This window comes from Bradyrhizobium sp. KBS0727 (assembly GCF_005937885.2).
GTDB lineage: Bacteria > Pseudomonadota > Alphaproteobacteria > Rhizobiales > Xanthobacteraceae > Bradyrhizobium.
The window spans coordinates 6,704,828-6,723,595 of record NZ_CP042176.1; the positions used below are offsets into that span (position 1 = coordinate 6,704,828).

Consider the following 18,768-nt stretch of genomic DNA (forward strand, 5'->3'; position numbering starts at 1 on the left):
CCCTCAGGAACGTCACCACGGAGCTAAGCCGAAATTCTGCGCGTCCCATTAAATTGGACTTCAAGAAGCTAAATTGAAATTCAGTCGATGGCGTGCATTGCGTTCGAGGCGCGTCGACGAAGCTCGGAGCGTGCACAGCTCTGCCAACCCGCATTTGGGTCCGAATTCTAAACTCCAATTTAATGGCACGGCGGATCGACGGACCTAGATAACTTCTCGTATCCAAAGGTCCCGTCAAATCAAACAATGAAGCCTCTCATGTCCAACACCTCGGCAAAAATTGCTCTCGCAATCTTCGTGTCCTTTGCGGCGCCTACCGCTTCATTTGCAATGATGGCCGGTGAAGCGGGGGCGGGAAATTCGCCAATCAGTGGAATTCCGTCGGGCCCCGCTACCCCCGGCGGAATCAACAATGTGGTCGCCGACCCGAGCGGCATCGGCAACGCTTCCAGGATGGCTCCGCTGCCGTCGCCGCACATAACCGTCCCGACAATTCCGCAGTTCAAGTAAGGCGAAGAAAACTCGCGGTTTCGCGCAGCAGGAGTACTGACGCATGAAGCATGCTACGATTACGGAAGCGACATCCATACGCGATGCCAATTTGAAGCTGACACAGAAGCGTCGCAGACGACCAATGCATAAAGTGCTGGTGTCGTTTTCGGCCGCCTACTTCGCGGGCGCTCTCGCCACCGACATTGTCTACTGGCAGATGCCTGACGTGATGTGGGAGAGGTTCTCCATCTGGCTGATTGTCGCCGGCCTGATCATGGCGGGCCTTGCCACCATCGCCTTCGTAATCGACCTGGCGGGCCGCAGACGAATGGACAGGCCAGCGTGGCCCCGCGCGGTTGGCTACGCACTCGCGGTTTTGCTCGCGCTGATCAACGCCTTCGTTCACAGCCGCGACGGTTACACTGCAGTGGTACCGACCGGCCTGATGCTTTCGGGGCTCGTCGTCGCCGTTCTCTTGGTAACGGCATTGGTCGGCATGGCCTTTGCGAAGCGCCGCCGTATTGGAGGATAATTATGATGCAGACCCTCAAGAATGTCCGTACGGCGTCGCGTCTCGCGCTTCTCCTCGTCGGTGTCGCCGGCCTGGGACTCGCCGGTTGCGACGATCATGCCGGCGATCCAAAACTGCAGATCGGTGCCAATCCCGTACTGCCTGCGGTACAGCAGTATCTGATGCCACCGATGCGGGTCGCAAAAGTGGTCGGATGGGGAAAGGAAACTCCCACGGTTCCCGCGGGATTGCAGGTCCATGCTTTGGCGACCGGCTTTGTGCATCCGCGGTCCCTCTACGTCCTTCCCAATGGCGACGTGCTGGTGGTTGAGAGCAATGGCCCGAAAGCACCGATCTTCCGCCCCAAGGACATCATCACCGGCTGGGTTCAGTCGTTCGCCGGCGCCAAGGCAAAGGATGCGAACCGCATCACGCTGCTGCGGGGTACCAAAGCTGACGGCACTCCCGAGCTGCGAACCGTGTTTCTGGACCACCTCAACTCGCCGTTTGGCGTCGCCCTGGTTGGTCATGATCTCTACGTCGCGAATACCGACGCAATCATGCGCTTTCCGTATCAGGATGGGCAAACCAGTATCACCGCTCAAGGCACAAAGGTTACCGATCTCCCCGGCGGCCCTATTGATCATCACTGGACCAAGGCTTTGCTGGCCAGTCCGGACGGCTCCAAGCTCTATGTCGGGGTCGGTTCAAACAGCAACATCGGCGAGAACGGAATCGGAGCCGAATATGAACGAGCCGCGATATGGGAGGTCGACGTTGCGTCAGGCGCGCATCGTATCTTCGCCAGCGGCGTTCGCAATCCCACCGGGCTGCAGTGGGAGCCTGAGACCGGCAAACTCTGGGCAATCGCCAACGAACGCGACGAGATCGGGCCCGACCTCGTACCGGATTATCTGACCTCGGTGCAGGACGGAGGCTTCTATGGCTGGCCCTACAGCTATTACGGCCAGCACCTGGACCCGCGTATCGTACCGCAGCGGCCCGATCTGGTGGCCACAGCGATCAAGCCGGACTACGCGCTAAGCTCACACGTGGCGCCATTGGGCGTAGCCATGTACACAGGCACCGATCTTCCGGCGAACTACCGCGGCGGAGCGTTCGTCGGTGAACATGGAAGCTGGAATCGAACGCCTCTTAACGGCTACAAAGTGGTCTTCGTGCCCTTCAGCGGTGGACGACCCAGCGGCCCGCCACAGGATGTCGTCACGGGCTTTCTCGATGCGAACAATCACGCACATGGTCGGCCAGTCGGCTTGGCAGTCGACCGCCGTGGCGGGCTGTTGATCGCCGACGATGTTGGCAACACCGTATGGCGGGTGTCATCACTCAAGCCGGGTTCTTCCCCAAAGCCAGCCAGTTAGCAGGCCAAGGAAACCTCAGAGAATTCCGCCGGCGCTCGCCTGCGCACCAAATAGGAATGCTTATCGACGTTGACGGCCTCAAGGCCGTCAACGCCGAAATCGTTCCCGGTAGTCGCTGGGCCCGGTGCCAATTCTTCGGAGGAAGGCGCGGCGCATCGTATCCAGGCTGCCAAAGCCGCAACGCGACGCCACCCGCTGCAATGGCGTTTCGCTCTCCTCGAGCAGTCGCCTTGCCGCATCTACACGCGCCATTTCGACAAAGTCCGCGGGCGTGGAACCGGTTTCGTCCTGAAACACACGCGTAAGATTGCGTACACTCATCGCGACCCGGCTTGCCAGCGAAACCAGGCTGAGATCGAGCGAGAGGTGATCGAGGATCCAATGCTGCAGGGATCGAATCTTCCCCTCGTCGGCCATCTGCGCCGCCAGATGCGCGCTGAACTGCGATTGGCCGCCGGGACGCTTCAAAAACACCACCAGCCGGCGCGCGACCGTCAATGCAAGATCGCGCCCGTGATCGTCCTCGATCAGCTTCAATGCGAGATCGATGCCGGCGGTTACTCCAGCCGACGTGTAAAGCGCGCCATCCTGAACATAGATCTGGTCAGGCACGACCTTGGCGGCCGGAAAACGTTCGGCAAGTTCGGCGGCATGCTGCCAATGCGTCGTCGCACTCATGCCGTCGAGGAGGCCTGACGCACCGAGAAAGAATGCACCTGTGCATACCGAGCCATATCTTCGCGTCTTCGGAGCGCGGCGGCGCAGCCAGGCGTGGAAATCCGTGCTGTCATGGGCGATGGCGTAGTCGGGCGTTCCGGCCACGAGCATCGTGTCGATCGACCTGACGTCATCGAAAATCGAGCTATCCGCGACCAGCGACATCCCTCCCAGCTTGATCGTTCGCCCGGCGCCGATCGCCAACAATCGAACCTCGTAGAGAGGCCCGCCGGACGCGTGACGATTGGCTTCCAGAAAGGCATCCAACGGCCCCGACACATCGAGAGATTGCGCCTTCGGCGGCACGATGATGGCAACGGATTTCCGCGCGGTCTTCGCAACCATTTTTCTGCTTTCCTCCCCTGCCCTGAGAACGAAGCCAGACCGAGTGCACGAGCTTCCATCTGAAAGCGCGCCTGGCAACTCCAATTCTGCACCTACGAGCTGCCGCGGGCAATGCTCTTGCAAGCTGCGACATTGGCAGCAGCCTCAAGTGAAATCCGGCGCGGATGCGTGAACACTTCGAATCCGTCTGCGCGCGCGATGGCGGCAAGTGTGACACCCGCCGCATCCGCCATGCGAACGGCCAGCGCAGTTGGAGCCGAAACCGACACCATCACGGGCGCTCCGATCGCGGCGCTCTTCTGCACCATCTCAACTGATATCCGGCTGGTGAGAAGAATGATCCCCTCGCCCGCCACAATGGACGCACGAGCCAGCGCACCCGACAACTTGTCGAGCGCGTTATGGCGGCCGACGTCCTCGCGCAAGGCAACGATGCCGGCCGCGGCATTCCAGAGGGCCGCGGCATGTACCGCGCGCGTCGCGATGTTGAGCTTTTGGCGCGATGGCAGGCTCTGCATGGCCACCGTAATCTGTTCGGGCGAGAATTGCGGGCCGGGCCCGATGGCGGTCGCCGGGCGTAGCGCTTCCGCGATTGATTCGATGCCGCACAATCCGCAGCCGGTCGGTCCGGCGATGTGCCGCCGTCGTTCTCGCAGCCGATCGGCTTTTGGCTTGCTGAGCCACATCCGCAGTTCGACACCATCATCGAGTGGCACGACGTCAAGCGAATCGATATCGGCAGAAGAGCTGATAACGCCTTCGTTCAGGCTGAAGCCAACCGCAAAATCCTCCAAATCCCGCGGTGTCGTCATCATTACCGCATAAGTCCCGCCGTTATATGTGAGCGCTACCGCCGTCTCTTCCGGAATCGAACGACTACCGACGCTCAGACTGCCTTCTCGCCAAATCCGTCGCGAAACGACTCGGGCCGGCTCCATCATGTGTTGCTCCATTCAGGGGACGCCACGCCGGAAACAAGAGCCCGCCGGTGGTACCGTCGCTGCTTGACATGGCCTTCTCAACTAAAAACGAATTTAGCTTTCCGGGGTTCGACAGCGAGAGGGAGAGAGTCGGTCAATTCCTGGTCCTACCACCAGGAACAACGTGGACGATTTCTGAAACATTGTTTAATGGCGCTATTGACGTTGCGAGCGTAGATCACGTTCAGAACAGCCACGCCTGTCCCCCGAGGCGATATCATGCGGCTGTCGAGTGGACGGCGCGCGCCGCGCTTCATGCCCCCTCAAGGCGGGTGTGCGCCGTCCAATTTTTTGCGAGGGATGAAATCCCGGCCTACTTTCAGCACCCCTCGACCAATTGCGAGCGCGCCTGTTCGCTTTGGCGAGGTGGGCATTCAACGGTTGATTGAAAGAGAATTTAGTAGAGACGAAGAACAGCCATTCCCATCTCCAGTCCATCGCGACGTTGGCGTTTACCTTGCTGAGACCCGCCAACGTCTGACAAGGCCCTGTGGCGGGAAGTCCGCCCATCCAAATGGAGAATGTTATGCGAGGACGAGCGATGATGATTTTGGCAAGTGCACTGCTTGCCGGCAGCCTTATTGCCACGGGTGCACAAGCCCGCGGTGGCGGCGGTGGCGGCGGCGGCGGTGGTGGCGGTGGTGGCCATATGGGTGGCGGTGGCGGTGGCGGTGGCCACATGGGCGGCGGTGGCGGTGGCCACATGGGCGGATTTGGCGGCGCCCACATGGGCGGATTTGGCGGTGATCACATCGGATCTATGGGCGGTGATCACATCGGAGGCCTCGGCGGAGGCCACGTCGGCGGCCTTGGTGCCGGCCACATGGCCCGCATGGAGCACGATCACTTTGGCGCTGGGCGGCGTCATTTCGGCGGCTACTACGACTACGGCCTCGATTGCCCCTATAACCCGAATTACACGTCAAGCACCTGGCCGTATACCTGCACCTACTGAATGCAAGCTGATCCGGAAGCCGCCGACAGGCGGCTTCCGCCGTCTTATGGGTTCGCCTAGAGAAAATGGCGACGGCAGAACGCCAGCTCTACCGGGCGAGCCAACTTACGAGAGGTGGGTTCGAGGCGTTATCGTTGATGTCGTGACTGTCGCTATTCACTAACGAGCCCGCGCTTGAATTCGAATTTAATGTCCTAAACCTCATTTTAATGGCTCCCCCGCGCGCTGCGCCTATCCTTCAGTAATCCGCTCGAGTTTCGAACGGCGGACGCCAACTTTCACAGCGGAGCGACTGAAATGGGCATTGAAGGACAATTCGCGGGCCTCGCAGCTCGAACACGGTACGCACCAGCGTTTGTCGGAAACGGACCCGGCAAGGGTTATCTCTGCGATATCCGGCGCTTCAAGATGCTCGAAAGAGACCAGGAGTACAACCTCGCCAAACGTTGGCGCGAGCACAACGACCGCGATGCCGCCGATCAGCTCGTTACGAGCCATCTGCGTCTCGCTGCCAAAGTCGCCATGGCCTACCGCGGTTACGGTCTTCCCGTTTCGGAAATCATCTCCGAAGGCAACGTCGGCCTGATGCAGGCCGTCAATCGCTTTGAACCGGAAATGGGCTTTCGCTTTTCTACCTACGCGATCTGGTGGATCAGGGCGTCCATCCAGGATTACATCCTGCGTTCGTGGTCACTGGTGAAGATCGGTACGACTGCGAACCAGAAGAAGCTCTTCTTCAAATTGCGTTCAGCAAAAAGCAAGATTGCCGCATTCGAAGGCGGCGACCTGCATCCCGATCATGTCGCCTCGATCGCAAAGAACCTCGATGTCTCGAGCCAGGATGTCGTCGATATGAATCGACGCCTTGGCGGCGACAAATCGATCAATGTGCCGCTTCACGAGGACGGCGAGACCGGCGAATGGCAGGACCATCTCGTCGACCAGTCCCCGTCGCCGGAAGCCATCGTCGTCGAGCAGGACGAGAAGGACCATCAGCACAGGGCACTGACCGCCGCGATCGATGTCCTGGACCATCGCGAACGTCGGATCTTCGAGGCCCGCCATCTGGTCGACGAGCCACTGACCCTCGAGGACCTCGCCGCACAATTCAACGTATCGCGTGAGCGGATCCGGCAGATCGAGGCGCGCGCGTTCGAAAAAGTACGAAAAGCAGCCAGGAACCTCGCCGCAAGCGCGTCGGTGATGATGCAGCAGGCCTGGCGTGCCTGAACGGAGAGCCGATCAGCAGATCGCATTCAAAACGATTTAGGTTGTTGAGCCCTGGTTTGGCCCGCATAAACCGAACGCATGGTGCGTCATGCGACGTGGGCCTCTTCCACCAATCTGAATTCATGCGCTCCGCCGGCGCTTTCCCGGCGACCGGCCTGTTTGTGGTATTCGCCATCGAGTTTCGGCTCTATTCATTGGCGGCCTGAACCAATCGGCGGAGCACCTCATGGCTTGGCGAAGCGCGAAGCAGAACCGGTGTCGACTTGTAGGAAGGGGTTCCGGATTCGGCGTCGTAATGATCGAGCGCAACCAGGACATTCGCTTCCGGATAGTACGCCGCGATCGAGCCCTGCGCGATATTGTAGGCGACCGCCGTCAGGTTGCGCATAACGCGCTCGCCTGGTGACGATCCCACATCGGACACGACGCTAACATCGACCAGGTCTCCGTGCTTCAACCCGCGGCTGGCGAGATCCCGCTCATTGACGAACACGACGTCACGGCGCCCGGTAATGCCTCGGTAGCGGTCATTCAGGCCATAGATCGTCGTGTTATATTGATCATGACTCCTGATCGTCGTGAGCGTCAGGGCTGCTGGATTCGCCACACGCGGATCCTCATCGAGCCCGGGGTAAACGAAGAAATTTGCCTTCCTGGTCGGTGTCAGCCACTCTCGTTCTGATGCAGCAACATACAGCCGAAATCCACCTGGCTGTTTGATGCGAGCATTGAAGTCGGCGAACTCCGGGAAGACCGCTTCAATGCAATCACGAATCTTTCCGTAATCGGAAACCAGGTTCGCCCATCCGACCCGGGTTTCCGGTAACGTGGCCACCGCCACCCCGGCGATGATTGCTGGTTCCGACCTGAGATGCTCGGACGCGGGCTTGAGTCCGCCACGAGAGGCGTGGACCATCGACATTGAATCTTCCACCGTGACCGACTGGGGACCCGTCGCCTGAACATCAAGCTCGGTGCGTCCCAGGCAGGGAAGGATGAAGGACTGCTTCGCGAGCAGCAAATGGGAGCGATTGAGCTTGGTGGCGATATGCACCGCGAGATCGAGGTTCCTCATCGCCTTGAACGTGACTTCCGAATCGGACATTGCAACTGCAAGATTGCCGCCAAGACAGACCAACGCCTTCGAACGTCCGTCCCGGATCGCTTCGACAGCCTTGATCGCGTTGTGGCCCCTGTTGCGGGGCGGGTCGAATCCGAACACGCGGGCTATTCCGTCCAGCAGTTCGTCACTCGGAACCTCCGTAATGCCGACCGTGCGGTCTCCCTGCACATTCGAGTGACCGCGCAACGGAGAAATGCCGGCGCCCTTTCGTCCGATATTGCCGCGAAGCATCAGCAGGTTGGCGATCTGCTGAACATTGCCTGTACCGTGGCGATGCTGGGTGATGCCCATACCGTAATTGATAATGACCCGCTCCGCCTTGGCGTAAATATTGCCGACGAACTCGATATCCAAACGCGACAAACCCGAAGCCGCTTCGATCGCGTCCCACGAGGTCGCATCCAGATCGGCCAGCAGTTCGTCAATTCCGGCAGTATGATTCTCGATGAAGCCACGATCGAGAACACCTCGACCGCCATCGGCAACGCTTTTCGCATCGAGCGCCAACAGGGTCTTCATGATTCCCTTCAGCAAAGCGATATCGCCACCCACTTTCACCTGATAGTAGGTCGAGGCAATTGGCGTCGAGCCAAGCGTCAGCATCTCGGCGGGGTGCTGCGGTGATGTGAACCGCTCCAGGCCACGCTCGCGCAGCGGGTTGAAGACGATAATCGGCACTCCCCGCTTTGCGACTTCACGCAGGGTCGTCAGCATACGAGGGTGATTGGTCCCTGGATTATGGCCGATGCAAAAGAGCGCGTCGCAGTGATCGAAATCCTCCAGGGTCACGGTTCCTTTGCCGACACCGATCGACTCGGGCAGGCCGACGCTCGTCGCCTCGTGACACATGTTCGAGCAATCGGGAAAGTTGTTGGTTCCGTATTCCCGCACAAACAGCTGATAGAGAAAAGCCGCCTCATTGGACGCCCTGCCGGACGTGTAGAACTCCGCCATATCGGGGTGCGGTAACGCTCGGAGCGTGGCGCCAATCCTGGCGAGCGCCTCGTCCCACGAGATTGGGAGGTATCGATCGGTGGCTCGGTCGTAGGCCATCGGATGGGTCAGACGACCCTCATTCTCCAGGTCGAAGTCCGACCATTTCCAGAGTTCGCTGACTGTGTGCGCGGCAAAGAATTCCGGCGTCGTCCGTTTGGCCGTCGCTTCCCATGAGACGGCCTTGGCGCCGTTCTCACAGAACTCGAACGACGACGTATGTTTCGGATCGGGCCAGGCGCAACCCGGGCAATCGAACCCGTGTGGCTGGTTCATGCTGAGGAGACCGCGCGTCTCCTTTACGATATCCATCTGACCACGAACGGCATCTGCGACCGCTTTCAGAGCGCCCCATCCCGCTGCGGCGCCCTCGTAATCGCCGACGCCGACGACATCGTCTTTGCTCATGGTGATCTCCGTAGTCGCTAACGCCCAGCCGAAAGGTATTTCTCGTTTCGATGAATGTTTTCCGTCAGAGATAGTCCAATGACGTCGGGCGCGAACGAGCTCCGCTCAACTAAAATCGAATTTAGACTTCTGAAACCGCAATTGGCTCGGCATCCCTTCATCCGTTGCGGCTAGCTGCGATTGAATCGGTGCCAAGACCATAAACGCGTATTTAATTGAACAGCCCGCGCGGACCAATCACCTTCCGGATCAGATCAGACCTGAGACCCGTTCTCAGCCAATCAGCCTTGTGATGTACGACCCGCGACAACCCAAATCGGACGTGGCGCTGGACAAGAAGCTTATCATCCGCCGCCGCAGACTATTCAGAAGCCTTTATTGAGCTCCTACTGAGGGATTGACCGATGTCCGATAGCCTCGCACCAAGCGGGATCGCCGCAAAGCCGATCGACACAGGCGCTCGCCGCAGTCATGCGGTCGGCAAACGAAGAACGCTCATGCAATTCGCGCTGGTTGCCGCAGTCATTCCAGCGCTCTTCATCGGCAACGGCGCCATCGCGCAAGTCAGTGGAATGGCCAGCCCTACCCCTACCATCGGTGCGACCTCGCCGCTTGGCTTGGGGACGGTTTCGCCAACCGGCATCCCCCTTGGCTCTACCGAGCTCGCATCACCTGGAATTAGTCCAGCGCCCACCACCTATTCGACGGGCGCAACTGCAATGCCGGGCAGCAGCACGACATGCACGACCGTTGGGACTGCGCCATCCGGAATGTACGGATCGACCTCGACCTATGACGGCGGTGGAATGGCAATGGGAACTGCGACGCCGGCGACCGCGGCAACGTCGGGAATGTCAACATCGTCAGCAATGTCGACGTCGTCGGGAATATCGGCGACATCGGGAATGTCGACGACCTCGGGGACGCTCGAAACGTCGGGATTGTCGGGAATGTGCGGCTCCGGCTCGAGCAGCATTGCTTCATCGTCGACCCCAACGTCCACGTCGCCCACAACTCCGGGCGGCGGTGCCCGAACGGGAATTCCGTTGGGATCCATCGAGATCGGGAATCTTGGAGTCAGCTCCGCAGCGGCAGTACCAACGATGACGGTATCGCCGACTGTGGCTACCGTCGGACTGACCACGTTGGTGCCAACCATGCCGACGATCACAACTCCGTCCACTGTTTCATCCCCCTCGACAAGTCTGTTCCCGTGCCTGACGGGCGGCACCGGCGGAGCGTCGAGCAATACGGGCGGCTGCTGAAATAACCATTCATCCGTGAGTTGGACCGACCATGAAAACGAAAGCCACCATCTCCGCTGCCGTACTGACCGCCGCCATCGCGGCCGGCGGTCTTCTGTACTTCACGCATGCTCACCCACTGGAGCCGGCCGCGGCCGCGCCCGCTCCACCTCCCGCAGTCTCGATCGTCGCCGGCGTGGTCACCCAGCATGACGTGCCGATCTATCTCAGCGGTGTCGGCACGGTGATTGCCTACAATACCGACGTCGTGCGCGCTCAGATCCAGGGGCAAATCATCAGCATCAACTTCACCGAAGGCCAGACCGTGCATGCCGGCGACCTGCTCGCGCAGATCGATCCGCGGCCCTATCAGGCCTTGATCGATCAGTACACCGGAAACCTCGAACGCGACCAGGCCCAACTCATCAACGCCCAGGCCAATCTCGCTCGCTACACCACATTGGGTGAGAAGGGTTGGGCCACTCCGCAATTGCTCGAGACCCAGAAGGCGCAAGTGGGACAGCTCGAGGCGGCAATCAAGGCCGATCAGGCGCTGATCGACGCCGCCAAAGTGCAGCTCAGCTTTACGCGCCTGACGTCGCCGATCGATGGCGTGGCCGGCATTCGTCAGATCGACGTCGGCAATATCATCAGTCCATCAAGCACGAACGGCCTCGTCGTCGTTACGCAGATCGATCCGATTTCGCTGATCTTCACTCTCCCCGAGACCGTTCTGCCGCAAATTCAGCAGCAACAGCAGAATACCAAAGCTCCGCTTGCGGTTCTCGCCTACAGCCAGGACGATACGACCCTGCTGGAGCAAGGCGCGCTCGGCCTTGTCAACAACGAGATCCTGCAGACCACGGGCTCAATCCAGCTCAAGGCGAATTTTGCCAACAAAACGCACCGGCTCTGGCCTGGCCAGCTCGTCAACGCGCGGCTGCTCGTGGATACAAGGCGCAATGGCCTGACCGTCGCTGCATCGGCTGTGCAGCAGGGTCCGAGCGGCGCCTACGTCTACGTTATCGATCCCAACAACAACACGGTCCAAAGCCAGCCTGTCAAGGTCGCGCAGATCAGCAGCGGCCAGGCCCTGATTGATTCCGGGCTCAAGGCCAATGGGCAGGTCGTGGTCGACGGACAGTACAAGCTGCAACCGGGCACGCGCGTCACGATGCTGCACGGCCAGGCAGCGCAGGAAGCGATTGCACAAAGCGCTCAGCAGGCACCCATCCCATGAACATATCCGCACCGTTCATCCATCGGCCGATCGCTACCGCCCTGCTGATGGTCGGGCTGTTGGTCGGCGGCCTGGTCAGCTATCCGCTATTGCCGGTGGCGGCTCTGCCGAACGTCAATTACCCGACGCTTCAGATCACGGCCCAGTTGCCGGGCGCCGATCCGCAGACCATGGCGTCTTCGGTGGCGACGCCACTCGAATTGCAGTTCGGCGAAATCCCGGGTCTCGCCCAGATGACATCGGCGAGCGCGCTCGGCTATACCCAGATTACCCTGCAGTTCGATTTGAACCGTCAGATCGATGGGACCGTCAGCGACGCGCTGTCGGCGATCAATGCTGCGACCCCGTATTTGCCGGTGGGCATGCCGTACCCACCAACGATCCGGAAAGTCAATCCAGCCGACACGCCGATTCTGGTGCTCGGCCTGACCTCGGACACCCTGCCGCTGACCACCGTCGACGCCTATGCAGAAAATATCCTGCTGCAAAAGATATCGCAGATATCCGGCGTCGGTCTTGTGGGTATCGGCGGTCAGCAGAAGCCCGCCGTTCGCGTGCAGCTCGACCCGCAGGCTCTGGCGGCCCGCGGCATCAACCTCGAGGATGTTCGGACGGCGCTCGGCCAAGCGAATGTCGATCTGGCGAAAGGTACACTCAACAGCCCGCGCCAGACCTACACCCTCAACACCAACGATCAGTTGCTGAAGGCCGATGACTACGCCAATCTGGTGATCGCCTATCGCAATGGGGCGCCGGTCCGCATACGCGACGTTGGCCGCGCCGTCAGTGCGCCGGAGAATGACCTGATCGCCGGCTGGTTCAACCAGAAGCGCTCGGTCATCCTGGCGATCCAGCGTCAGCCCGGCGCCAACGTGGTCGACACGGTGAACCGCATCAAGGCAGCGATGCCGGTGCTTCAGGCCTCGATTCCGCCCGCGGTCAAGGTCAATATCATCTCCGACCGCACCGAGACCATCCGCGCTTCGGTCAGCGACGTGCAGTTCACGTTAATGCTCACGGTCGCGCTGGTCGTGATGGTAATCTTCCTATTCCTCCGCAATTTCTGGGCCACCGTTATTCCGGCCGTCACCGTGCCGCTGTCGCTGGTCGGCACTTTCGCCGTACTCTACGAGCTCGGCTACAGTCTCGACAATCTCTCCTTGATGGCGTTGTCGATCGCTGTCGGCTTCGTGGTCGACGACGCCGTCGTCGTGATCGAGAACATCGTGCGGCACATGGAGGAAGGCGCCTCGCCGTTCGAAGCGTCGCTGAAAGGCGCCGGCGAGATCGGTTTTACCATCGTGTCGATCACGCTATCGCTGATCGCCGTGTTCATTCCGCTGTTCCTGATGGGGGGATATGTCGGCCTCCTGTTCCGCGAGTTTGCCATTACCGTCAGTGTTGCGCTGGTGCTGTCGCTGTTGATCTCGCTGACGCTCACGCCGATGATGTGCGCCTACCTGCTCAAGCCGGAGAGCAAGGAGCACGGATGGCTCTACCGGCTTTCCGAGCGCGGCTTCGATGGCCTGCTCCACCTCTATGAGGCCGGCCTCAAGATCGTACTGCGGCACCGCTTCATCACCCTGATGACAATGCTCGGCACCATTGCGTTGACCGGATATCTGTTCGTGCTGATCCCCAAGGGTTTCTTCCCCGAACAGGATACCGGATTGATCATCGGCCTGTCCGAGGCCGCGCAGGATATCTCCTTCCAGGCGATGGCCGAGCGCCAGCAAGCCTTGCTCGACGCGGTGATGCGAGACCCCGCGGTTGCCACAGTCGGCGCGGCGGTCGGTGCGGGCGGCGGCAACACCACGGTCAATAACGGCCGCGTGTATATCGCGCTGAAGCCCCAGAGTCAGCGCGGCAGCATGGACCAGGTGCTCGCGCGGCTGCGGACCAACCTCGCCAAGATTCAGGGGATCACGCTCTATATGCAGGCCGCGCAGGACATCACGATCGGCGGCCGCGTGTCCAAGACGATGTATCAGTACACACTGAACGACGCCGATCCCGGCGAGCTAAACCATTGGGCAGGGCTGTTCCTCGACAGGATCAAGGCCATCCCTGGCATCGCCGACGTCGCTACTGACCAGCTCAATGCCGGGCCGATGCTCGACATTACCATCAAGCGCGAAGTCGCCTCGAGCTATGGCATCCTGCCCTATACTATCGACAACACGCTCGATGACGCTTTCGGCCAGCGCATCGTCTCGACCATGTACACGACCCTGAATCAGTATCATGTCGTCCTGGAGGTCGATCCTAAATTCCAGTATGGGCCCGAAGCGCTCAACGGCATTTACGTCAAATCATCGAGCGGTCAGCAGGTGCCGTTATCAACGCTTGTCGACTCGGTGGTGAAGGTGGCGCCGCTCGTGGTAAATCATCAGGGCCAGTTCCCGTCGGTGACGATCTCTTTCAACCTCCTGCCAGGCACCGCGATCGGCCAGGCGGTGAGTTCCATCCAGAAGATCGAGAAAGACCTCGGCAAGCCACTCTCGCTTCAGACCAGCTTTCAGGGCAACGCCCAGGCATTCGGCGACTCGTTGTCGAGCACGCCGATCCTCATCGCCGCAGCGCTGTTCGTCATCTACATCATTCTCGGTGTGCTGTACGAGAGCCTGATTCATCCGATCACGATCATCTCGACCTTGCCATCGGCCGGTCTCGGCGCGCTGCTGCTGCTGATGGCGGTTCACTACGATCTCAGCGTGATCGCGATCGTCGGCATCATCCTGCTCATCGGCATCGTCAAGAAGAACGGAATCATGCTGGTCGATTTTGCCCAGCACGTCGAGCATGAGCAGGGGTTGACGGCGGAAGAATCGATTTATCAGGCCTGCATCATGCGTTTCAGGCCGATCCTGATGACCACGATGGCGGCGCTGCTTGGCGGCGTTCCGATGATGCTCGGAAGCGGAGTCGGATCGGAGCTTCGCCAGCCGCTCGGCTACGCCATCGTCGGCGGCCTCGCTCTGTCGCAGGTGCTCACGCTCTATACGACGCCGGTCGTCTATATCTACCTCGACCGCTTGCAGACCTGGCTGTTCGGGGAAAAGAAGCAAGCCGCCCCGGGCCACGCTGAGGCGGCGGCGCCTGCCGAATGAACGTTGTTTGGCAGGCCCTGCGGTCCTCGACGGTCGCGCGATCTGCACCGACCTGGGGGACCATCATCATTGGATATGGAAGGCTGCCGCGCTCCTCCTCGAAGGACCCCGCCTCAATTCGGCGCGTATTGCTAAACTCCAATTTAGTGGCTCTCCCATCAGCTGCTGCTTAATTTAGCAGGTAGGAATTCAAACTGATCCGGGACGCCATGAGTTCATCTGCTGCAATCCACATCGTCAGCCCAGCCGAATTCGATCGGGGTACGGCGCAGACGTCAGGCTCCGAACGTTGCGCCGCCATCGCGCCGGCGCTCGGCATTGCATCGGCCATCTGGGGCGGACTGTTCGAGGTGGAGCCGGGATCGCGGACGGGAATCCATCATCATGGAGAGCAGGAGACGATCGCTTACGTCCTCTCCGGCATCTGCGAAATCCGCTGGGGCGAAAGAGGCGAATCGGTCGCGCGTGCACGCGCCGGCGATTTCATTCATGTCCCTGCTTTCCTGCCGCACATGGAAATCAATCCTTCGAAACAGGAGCCGTTTCGATGGGTGGTCGTGCGCAGCACCGCAACACCAATTGTTGTCAACCTTCCGGACGATACCTGGCCGTAAGCCGGGTGCTTCCTGGGGGGCAGGACGATACCGGCCGTAAGCCTAGTGCCTTCCTGCAAGCAGCTTTAACGACTCGTCGAACATGGAGCCATCATGGACGAGCGCGAATTCAATACCGGGCTAAACGCAGTTGAGGTTGCCCGCCGCACGGTCATCGAAACCGGAACCTCCACGCCTCTCTTGACCAGGCTCCCGGTACGCGCATGAGCGGCCCAAACGCAGCTAGGATTCGACGCCATCAGATCGCAGTTGGCGGGATCACTATTGCCGCGGCGGCGATCCTGGCGGTCGGTTTTGCGACGACGCGGAGCGTGGCCGCAGGGCCAGACGCAGCGCCCTCACCTCAAGCCACCGGATATCTGCCAAGTATTAGCGACCTGATGATCGCGACAATTCAACCGCGGCACGAGCGGCTCTGGCGGGCCGAACAGGATGGCAACTGGGAATTTGCGACCTACGAGCTTGGAAATCTCCACGGGGCGTTCAATCGGCTCGGGCAAGCCCGTTCAACGGAACACGACATCTCTTTTCCGGACATGATCGCTTCGGTTACGGAGCAGTCGTTCAAGGAGCTCAACAGCGCGATCCAATCGAGAGACACCACAGCCTTTGCCAGGGCCTACACCGACCTGACTGACGCATGCAACTCATGCCATCAAGCTCTCAACCACGGCGTGGTCGAAGTCCGCGTACCAAACGGGGCGTCCGCGTCGGACTTGAACACCAACAACACCCCTCGAAATTGAAGCTTGCCATGCAGGCGATTCAAATCGGCCCGATCCGCAAAGCATTCTGAATGTTAATTTAATGGCTCGCGATAATCGTGAACCTATCTCTCACCTACACCCAGTCAATTTTGGATAGGAGACGTAACATGTTTTCGAGACGGGATATGCTGGCAGTGTCCGCTGCTGGCGCTGTGATGACCGCCAGCGCCGCACATGCCGCCTCCTTCGGCAATCCGGACCTGCCGCCGCAAGGCGCAGTCAACGCCAGGGCTCCGGGAAATCTCAGGGATCCCGGCCCGCAAAGCGAGGCCATCGGCAAGCAGTTTCCTTCGGCGCAATTTCCGCCGGCGACCGACGTCGGCGGCATGCCGATGGACTGGGCCTCCTTCAACAACGCGCCAAAGCGCGTCCAGAACGGCGGCTGGGCGCGCGAGGTGACCCAGAAAGATTTTGCGATTTCCGACACGATCACCGGCGTCAACATGCGGTTGACGGCCGGGGGCATTCGGGAATTGCACTGGCACCAGGCCGCGGAGTGGGCGATTATGACATACGGCAGTTGCCGCGTGACGGTTCTCGACGCTGTCGGCCGGCCCTACGTTGCCGACGTCAATGAGGGCGATCTCTGGTATTTCCCGGCAGGCCAGCCACATTCGCTGCAGGGTCTCGGCCCGGACGGTTGCGAATTTGTGATCTGCTTTGACGACGGCGACGCCAGCGAGTTCAATACGCTCTTGGTGACGGACTGGTTCGCCCATACGCCTCCCGAGGTGCTGGCCAAGAATTTTGGCGTTCCGGCCCAGACGTTCGCCAGGATTCCGCTGCAAAATCTCTGGATCTTCCAGGGAACGCTGCCCGGCGATTTGGCATCGGAACGCGCTGCAGTCAGCAAAACCGGGGGCGTTCCACCCCATCCCTTCATCTTCAGGCTTGGATCGTCAACTCCAACGAAGCAATCCGAAGGCGGCGACGTGCGGATTGCCGACAGCAGCAACTTCATGGTCTCGACGAGGATTGCCGCCGCGCTGGTGACGGTTCGTCCTGGTGGCGTCCGCGAAATGCACTGGCATCCGAACGCCGACGAATGGCAGTATTATATCAAGGGCAAAGCACGCATGACGGTTTTCAATACCGGACCGAACGCGATGACGATGGATTTCAATCCTGGAGACATCGGCTACGTCAAGCGCAATCTGGGACATTACGTCGAGAATGTCGGCGACACGGACATGCAGTTTGTCGCGGTCTTCAGGGCTTCCCGCTATGAGGAGATTTCTCTCTCCAACTGGCTCACGCACACGCCGCGGGCGCTGGTTGCCCAGCATCTGAACATAGACGAGGCGACAATCGACAAATGGCCGGAGAACGCCCCCGGCGTAATGCCCGGATCGTAAATCGCGGAGTCAAGGCTGGCCTTTGACACAGACAGCATTGCTCGCGGTGTCACAAATAGCCGCCTGCAATAGCAGGATCTCGAACGAGGCGGATATGGAAATGGCGTCCGGCTCCGCGACCGCTTCGTATCTCCCGGAAGGCTTCGTCAGCGTCGGCATGGACGTGAACATCCGCCACCTCGCCGCAACTCCGGTCGGCCGCACGGTCCGCGCCATTTCTCGCGTCATTAGGATCGACCCCAAGAGCGTTGTTCGAGGTCGAGGCCTGGGACGGCGACCGCAAGATCGGCGATGGTACCCATCGCCGCGGCATCGTCGAGGCGCTGGCGTTCGAGAAGCGGTTCGGAGTAAAGCCGCTCACCATGAGTCTGGATTGACTCCATCCGAAGACCAACTTTTTCTCGGCCAGGAATGATTGTCTGTTTCAGGGGGATATCGCGAGCAAGGCAAGCAGCACAGTAGCAGCGCGGGCGGCATGACGATGAGGCCGAGTCTGAGAAACCGAAGCAACGCGACGTTCTCGCTCTCTCGGCGCAATACGATCAGCCACAGGATGGTGGCGAGCGAGCCTGTTGCGGAAAGATTGGGCCCGAGATCGACCCCGATCAGGATCGCGCCGGCTACCTGGGCGGGCACGCGCGCGGCATGATTTGTGGCCGCCGCGATCAGACCCATCGGCAAATTGTTGACGAGGTTGGAGCTGACAGCGAACTCGCGGCGTTGGCGATGAAAGCGCAGATGAAGAGATACGGCAGCGGCTCGACCTGCGCGGCCCTGGTCGTTGCATAGACCGCCGGTATCATAACCACAGCAGTGGCGTCGTTCGACAGGAACGCCGTCACCAGGATGCCGACGACATAAATGATCAGGAATAGTCGTTTGGCCGAGCCGCGCGCATGCCTGACCGCCTGGGTCGCGAGCCAGTCAAACAGACCCTCCTTCCTGGCGACCTCAGATAACAGCATCATGCCGATCAGAAAGAGGTAGGCGTCAGTGCCCCCAACGACGGCCGCGACCGCCGCCTGCCACGACAGCAAATTGAACAGCACCAGGATCGCGGCGCCTGCCACCGCCCAGACGAACTCCGGCGAATTCCATGGCCGGGCGATCACGCCCAACGTCGCAGCAGCTGCAATAACCCAGATGACTGAATTGAAAAGCATCCGCTTGCACTTATGGCCACTGCCGCAGCGACTGTTGGTCGCTCCAGAAGCGAGGCATCGTGTTGGTTCTTCGGATTTGCTCACCGATCGTTTGCCTGGCGCGATTCCCTGGCGTCTCCGGGGGCATGAGTCACGCATC

General features: G+C 60.3%; 14 protein-coding genes and 2 pseudogenes. 11 read left to right on the plus strand and 5 right to left on the minus strand.

Annotated elements, in window-relative coordinates:
• Nucleotides 1-258: 258 nt before the first annotated feature.
• The 3 genes from FFI89_RS31420 to FFI89_RS31430 are packed head-to-tail and all read left to right on the plus strand — an operon-like array spanning nt 259 to nt 2,385.
• Nucleotides 259-510 carry a hypothetical protein gene (locus tag FFI89_RS31420; RefSeq protein ID WP_138831355.1) on the plus strand — a complete coding sequence of 84 codons (252 nt, stop codon included), beginning with the start codon at nt 259-261 and terminating at the stop codon, nt 508-510.
• A gap of 43 nt (nt 511-553) precedes the next feature.
• On the plus strand, nt 554-1,024 hold the full coding sequence (locus FFI89_RS31425) for a DUF2231 domain-containing protein (protein WP_138831356.1): 471 nt from the start codon (nt 554-556) through the stop codon (nt 1,022-1,024).
• Nucleotides 1,025-1,029: 5 nt separating this feature from the next.
• Complete coding sequence (locus tag FFI89_RS31430) at nt 1,030-2,385, plus strand: sorbosone dehydrogenase family protein (protein WP_246669555.1); 1,356 nt, start codon at nt 1,030-1,032, stop codon at nt 2,383-2,385.
• A gap of 87 nt (nt 2,386-2,472) precedes the next feature.
• Here FFI89_RS31430 and FFI89_RS31435 read toward each other — a convergent pair whose 3' ends face one another.
• Together FFI89_RS31435 and fdhD are read right to left on the minus strand one after the other, a co-directional pair.
• Entirely contained in the window at nt 2,473-3,531 is a 1,059-nt protein-coding gene (locus tag FFI89_RS31435) for a GlxA family transcriptional regulator (RefSeq protein ID WP_246669307.1), read from the minus strand.
• A gap of 8 nt (nt 3,532-3,539) precedes the next feature.
• Entirely contained in the window at nt 3,540-4,388 is an 849-nt protein-coding gene (gene fdhD / locus FFI89_RS31440) for a formate dehydrogenase accessory sulfurtransferase FdhD (protein WP_138831358.1), read from the minus strand.
• A gap of 580 nt (nt 4,389-4,968) precedes the next feature.
• Here fdhD and FFI89_RS34635 point away from each other — a divergent pair.
• The gene (locus FFI89_RS34635; protein ID WP_168212729.1) at nt 4,969-5,382 is read left to right on the plus strand and encodes a hypothetical protein; all 414 of its coding nucleotides are present in this window, start codon (nt 4,969-4,971) and stop codon (nt 5,380-5,382) included.
• 297 nt (nt 5,383-5,679) lie between these two features.
• Nucleotides 5,680-6,612 carry an RNA polymerase sigma factor RpoH gene (gene rpoH, locus FFI89_RS31455; protein ID WP_138831360.1) on the plus strand — a complete coding sequence of 311 codons (933 nt, stop codon included), beginning with the start codon at nt 5,680-5,682 and terminating at the stop codon, nt 6,610-6,612.
• A gap of 187 nt (nt 6,613-6,799) precedes the next feature.
• On the opposite strand, the gene FFI89_RS31460 is transcribed toward rpoH, so the two are convergent.
• Nucleotides 6,800-9,136, minus strand: a complete 2,337-nt coding sequence (locus FFI89_RS31460) for an FdhF/YdeP family oxidoreductase (protein WP_138831361.1) — start codon at nt 9,134-9,136, stop codon at nt 6,800-6,802.
• 790 nt (nt 9,137-9,926) lie between these two features.
• A complete protein-coding gene (locus FFI89_RS31465; RefSeq protein WP_138831362.1) occupies nt 9,927-10,319 on the minus strand; it encodes a hypothetical protein in 393 nt (130 codons plus the stop codon).
• A 113-nt stretch (nt 10,320-10,432) separates the two neighbouring features.
• Here FFI89_RS31465 and FFI89_RS31470 point away from each other — a divergent pair, with 113 nt between their 5' ends.
• The 6 genes and pseudogenes from FFI89_RS31470 to FFI89_RS31495 all read left to right on the plus strand — a co-directional run.
• Entirely contained in the window at nt 10,433-11,620 is a 1,188-nt protein-coding gene (locus tag FFI89_RS31470) for an efflux RND transporter periplasmic adaptor subunit (RefSeq protein WP_138831363.1), read from the plus strand.
• Nucleotides 11,617-14,730 (plus strand): efflux RND transporter permease subunit, encoded by a 3,114-nt coding sequence (locus FFI89_RS31475; RefSeq protein WP_138831364.1) that lies wholly within the window; start codon nt 11,617-11,619, stop codon nt 14,728-14,730. The genes FFI89_RS31470 and FFI89_RS31475 overlap by 4 nt, the downstream gene beginning before the upstream one ends.
• Nucleotides 14,731-14,939: 209 nt before the next feature.
• A complete protein-coding gene (locus tag FFI89_RS31480) occupies nt 14,940-15,344 on the plus strand; it encodes a cupin domain-containing protein (RefSeq protein ID WP_138831365.1) in 405 nt (134 codons plus the stop codon).
• Nucleotides 15,345-15,547: 203 nt separating this feature from the next.
• A complete protein-coding gene (locus FFI89_RS31485; protein WP_246669309.1) occupies nt 15,548-16,090 on the plus strand; it encodes a cytochrome family protein in 543 nt (180 codons plus the stop codon).
• 128 nt (nt 16,091-16,218) lie between these two features.
• Nucleotides 16,219-17,466: an oxalate decarboxylase family bicupin gene (locus FFI89_RS31490; protein WP_138831366.1), complete on the plus strand. Its 1,248-nt coding sequence runs from the start codon at nt 16,219-16,221 to the stop codon at nt 17,464-17,466.
• Between the two features lie 94 nt (nt 17,467-17,560).
• A pseudogene (locus FFI89_RS31495) lies at nt 17,561-17,843 on the plus strand (thioesterase family protein); the annotation flags it as partial.
• A gap of 79 nt (nt 17,844-17,922) precedes the next feature.
• Here the strand turns inward: FFI89_RS31495 and FFI89_RS31500 are convergent.
• Nucleotides 17,923-18,629: pseudogene (locus FFI89_RS31500) on the minus strand (SLC13 family permease); the annotation flags it as partial.
• Between the last annotated feature and the right edge of the window lie 139 nt (nt 18,630-18,768).